Annotated in this window: 5 protein-coding genes; 4 read left to right on the top strand and 1 reads right to left on the bottom strand. The window is 66.5% G+C overall.

Annotated elements, in window-relative coordinates; genetic code table 11:
* Positions 1–178: 178 nt before the first annotated feature.
* Positions 179–1,087, bottom strand: a complete 909-nt coding sequence (gene rsmI, locus AC1DYX_RS28835; RefSeq protein ID WP_477265295.1) for a 16S rRNA (cytidine(1402)-2'-O)-methyltransferase — start codon at positions 1,085–1,087, stop codon at positions 179–181.
* Positions 1,088–1,105: 18 nt separating this feature from the next.
* Here rsmI and AC1DYX_RS28830 point away from each other — a divergent pair, with 18 nt between their 5' ends.
* The 4 genes from AC1DYX_RS28830 to AC1DYX_RS28815 all read left to right on the top strand — a co-directional run.
* Positions 1,106–2,350 carry a penicillin-binding protein activator gene (locus AC1DYX_RS28830; RefSeq protein ID WP_477265293.1) on the top strand — a complete coding sequence of 415 codons (1,245 nt, stop codon included), beginning with the start codon at positions 1,106–1,108 and terminating at the stop codon, positions 2,348–2,350.
* 1 nt (position 2,351) lies between these two features.
* Complete coding sequence (locus tag AC1DYX_RS28825; RefSeq protein WP_477265291.1) at positions 2,352–2,717, top strand: YraN family protein; 366 nt, start codon at positions 2,352–2,354, stop codon at positions 2,715–2,717.
* Positions 2,718–2,789: 72 nt separating this feature from the next.
* Positions 2,790–3,386 (top strand): phosphoheptose isomerase, encoded by a 597-nt coding sequence (locus AC1DYX_RS28820; RefSeq protein ID WP_477265289.1) that lies wholly within the window; start codon positions 2,790–2,792, stop codon positions 3,384–3,386.
* Positions 3,376–3,976 (top strand): BON domain-containing protein (locus AC1DYX_RS28815; protein ID WP_477265287.1); only part of this gene is annotated, 601 nt, incomplete at its 3' end. The genes AC1DYX_RS28820 and AC1DYX_RS28815, both read left to right, overlap by 11 nt.

The following is a 3,976-nucleotide window of genomic DNA, read 5'->3' as shown; positions in this document are numbered from 1 at the left end:
GGTGGGCACGGCGCTCGAACGCCTGCCCAAGCCGCAGCTGCAAACGGAAAGCAAGTTCGAACGGGCGATCAAGGCGGCCAAGCGGCCGGATTGCAAGGATGGCGTGCCCGGAGGATTGCTGGCGCCGATCTTCCTCGCGATGGACAAGAAGGACAGCGGCTGCAAGTGGTAGCCGGGCCTATTCCTCGCCCTTGATCTGCAGCGCGCGCTCGTACAGCGCATTCTTTTTCTTCCCCGTGATCTGCGCGGCCAGGCTGGCCGCCTGTTTTACGGAACACTCGTCCAGCAGGATGCGCAGCACGCGCTCGGCCTCGGCGTCGTCCGCATCGTCGTCCGCCGCGGCGCCCTCGACGAGCACGACGAATTCGCCGCGCTCGCGGTTCGCGTCCGCCTTCACCCACGCCAGCGCGTCGGCCAGTGGGCAGCGGTGGATTTCCTCGAACAGCTTGGTGAGCTCGCGCGCGAACACGACCTGGCGCGTCGGCTCGAATGCGGCGACGAGAGATTCCACACAGTCGATGATGCGATGCGGTGCCTCATAGAACACGAGCGTCGCCGGCACGGGCTTGAGCGCGGCCAGTTCCGTTTCACGCTGCTTCGCCTTTGCGGGCAGGAAGCCGACAAAATAGAAGCGGTCGTTCACGAGGCCGCTCGCCGACAGCGCCGCGATCGCAGCCGATGAGCCCGGCACTGGCACGACCAGCTGGCCGGCGTCGCGCACGGCGTCGACGATGCGCGCGCCCGGATCGGACACGGCCGGCGTGCCGGCGTCGGACACGAGCGCCACGCGTTCGCCCGCGCGCAGGCGCGTGATGAGCTTCTCGGCGACCTCGCGCTCGTTGTGCTGGTGCGCGGCGACCATCTGCTTGTTCAGGCCGAAGCGCGTCAGCAGCGCACCGGTCTTGCGCGTGTCCTCGCAGGCCACCACGTCGGCCAGCAACAGCACGTGCAGGGCGCGCAACGTGATGTCGGTGACGTTGCCGATAGGTGTGGCGACAACGTAAAGCGTTGCAGTAGGATAGGACTGCTGGGCGGCCTCGCCCATGACGGGCAGTTGGGCGATCTGGCTGGACTGGGTTTCTGTCATGTGGGGTAACGGATGCGGATGAATATTCTTCTCGTCGCGCTGGTATGCCTCGTCGGCACCGGGCCGCAGCGATTGTGCGCGTCCGTGGACGCAAACACAAGTGCGCGTCCGGTCGCCGCGCGCACGATCGCCTTCTCGCGCACGGCCGGCACGACGCTGGCCGCTGCCTTCGCCGCCGCACCGGACGATCCCGCGATCCAGCCGAAGCCCGCCAAACCGCAAGACACCGATCCCGTCCAGCCGGCTGCACAGCCGGCGGCGCCTGTGCGCATCGCGCTGTTGCTGCCGATGCGTTCGGGCACATTGGCGGCGGCCGCCGAGTCCGTACGCGCCGGCTTCATGGCCGGCATGGAACGCGACGGTACCGGCTTCAAGGTCGAGGTCATTCCCACGGGCGACGCCCCGCGCGACGTGCTCGACGCGTACACGCGCGCGGCAGCTGCCAGCGACATCGTCGTCGGGCCGCTGGCACGTTCCGCCGTCGCGGCATTGGCTGACAGCGACGCCGTCACGCGGCCGACCGTCGCGCTGAGCGTGCCGGAAGGCCACGCGGCCGTGCCGAGATTGATGCTCGTGGCAGGGCTGTCGATCGAAGAGGAGGCGAAACAGGTGGCCGAGTGGGCCGCGCGCGAGCATCCGCAGGGACGCGCCATCATCCTCACGGGCAACGCGGCCTGGGCGCAACGCGCGGCCGGCGCCTTCGAGGCGCGCTGGAATGAACTGGGCCACACGAACCAGCGCTTCGCCGTGCCATCCGGCGAGGCGGGCAAGGCGGCCATCGCGGAACTGAAGCAAAAACTGGAGATCGACCCGCCGGACCTGTTGTTCGCCGCGCTCGACGGCACTTCGCTGCGTGCCGTGCGCGCCGGCACCACCACCATGACAACCGCGATCCCCTGCTACGGCGGTGGCGCCGCGAATCCGGGCCGCGCAACGGAACCCGGCGCGTCCCCGCTGGACGGCGTACGCATCCTCGACCTGCCGTGGATCGTGCTGCCCGACGATCCGGCCGTGATGCTCTATCCGCGCCCTTTGGCCCCGGAACAGCCGCTCGACATGGACCGGTTGTATGCCCTCGGCATCGACGCCTTCCGCGTGGCGCGCGAACTGGCGCTGCGGGCCGGCGCGCCATTCGGCATGGATGGCGTCACGGGCCGGCTGGATGCAATGGCCAACCCCGGCGGCCGGCTCGAACTGCGGCGGCGGGAGGCGGCCGTTGTCGTCCGCAACGGCACGTTCGAGCCCGTCGCCGGCGAGCGCTGATATGTGGCCAACCCGTTTGTCGCGCAAGCAGGAACAGGGGCGGCAATGGGAAGATGCGGCGCTGGAGTATCTTCAGCGCCACGGTCTCGTGCTGGTGGAAGCGAATTTCCGGTGCAAACTCGGAGAAATCGACCTGATCCTGCGCGACGGCGCCACACTCGTGTTCGTCGAAGTGCGCCAGCGCGCGGCCGGGGCCCAGGTCGGTGCGGCGGCCAGCATCGGCCCGGCCAAGATCCGCCGCGTCGTGCGCGCCGCGCAAGTGTATTTGCAAGGTCTCAGCCGGATGCCGCCCTGCCGCATCGATGTCGTCGCCATCGACGGAAATGATATCGAATGGTTAAGGAATGCCATCGAAGCAGGGTCCTGAAGACCTTTAAGTGTAAGCATTTTTTGCCGGGCTTGATCGCCGGGCATTGCCACTGCACTATAATCTTCGACCATGAATACTCAACGCATCCTCGCCCATTTCCAGGAAAGCGCCGAACTCAAGATGAAGTCGGCGACTCTTCTCGCACAACCGATTTCTCAAGCGATTGAGCTGATGTTCAATGCGCTTTCCAATGGCAACAAGATTCTTGCCTGCGGCAACGGCGGCTCGGCCGGCGATGCGCAGCATTTTGCCGCCGAACTGGTCGGCCGCTTCGAGCGCGAGCGCTTCCCGCTGCCGGCGATCGCACTGACCACCGACACGTCGATCATCACGGCCGTCGGCAACGACTACAGCTTCAACGAAATCTTCAGCAAGCAGGTGCAGGCGTTCGGCCAGGCCGGCGACATCCTGCTGGCGATTTCTACGTCCGGCAATTCGGGCAACGTGGTGGCCGCCGTCGAAGCCGCGCTGGAACGCGAAATGCGCGTCGTCGCCCTGACGGGCAAGGATGGTGGCAAGCTGGGCCAAATGCTGACCGACGCCGACGTCCACATCAACGTACCGCATTCCCGCACCGCGCGCATCCAGGAAGTGCACCTGGTGGCGATCCACAGTATCTGCGACGGCCTGGACGTCGCCCTGTTCGGAGAAGAAGATGCAAATTAACCCCGGCGCCGTGCTGCGTCCCCTGTCGAAAGCCGTGCTGTGCGTGGCCCTGCTGTCTTCGCTGCAAGGCTGCGTCGCGGTCGTCGCGGGTGCCGCCGTCAGCGGCGCCATGGCAACGGCCGACCGCCGCACGCTGGGCGCGCAGACCGAGGACAAGGCAATCGCCGTGAAAGCCGAAGCCCGCATGGGCAGCATCGTCGGCGACGCGGGCCACGTCAACATCAACAGCTATAACCGCAAGGTGCTGCTGACCGGTGAAGTGCGCGACGAGGCGATGAAACGCGCCGTCGAAAACGAGGTGCGCGGCATCTCGAACGTCGAAGCCGTCATGAACGAGCTGGAAATCTCCGGCCCGTCGAGCTACACCTCGCGCTCCAGCGATACGCTGATCACCAGCAAGGTGAAACTCAGCCTGGCCGACAAGAAAACCGTGTCCGCCACGTCGTTCAAGGTCGTGACGGAGCGCGGCACCGTCTACCTGATGGGCCTCGTGACCCAGCGCGAAGGCAATATCGCCGCCGACGTCGCGCAGGGCGTGTCGGGCGTCATGCGTGTGGTCAAGATGTTCGAATACATCAGCGAAGAAGACC

It is taken from the genome of Massilia sp. P2_C2 (assembly GCF_056404615.1).
This window is presented reverse-complemented; position numbering and strand designations above follow the sequence as displayed.

Coding starts and splice junctions, on each gene's coding strand:
- AC1DYX_RS28820 (WP_477265289.1), top strand. CDS start 2,790: ATGAATACTCAACGCATCCTCGCCCATTTCCAGGAAAGCGCCGAACTC.
- AC1DYX_RS28830 (WP_477265293.1), top strand. CDS start 1,106: ATGAATATTCTTCTCGTCGCGCTGGTATGCCTCGTCGGCACCGGGCCG.
- AC1DYX_RS28825 (WP_477265291.1), top strand. CDS start 2,352: ATGTGGCCAACCCGTTTGTCGCGCAAGCAGGAACAGGGGCGGCAATGG.
- rsmI (WP_477265295.1), bottom strand. CDS start 1,087: ATGACAGAAACCCAGTCCAGCCAGATCGCCCAACTGCCCGTCATGGGC.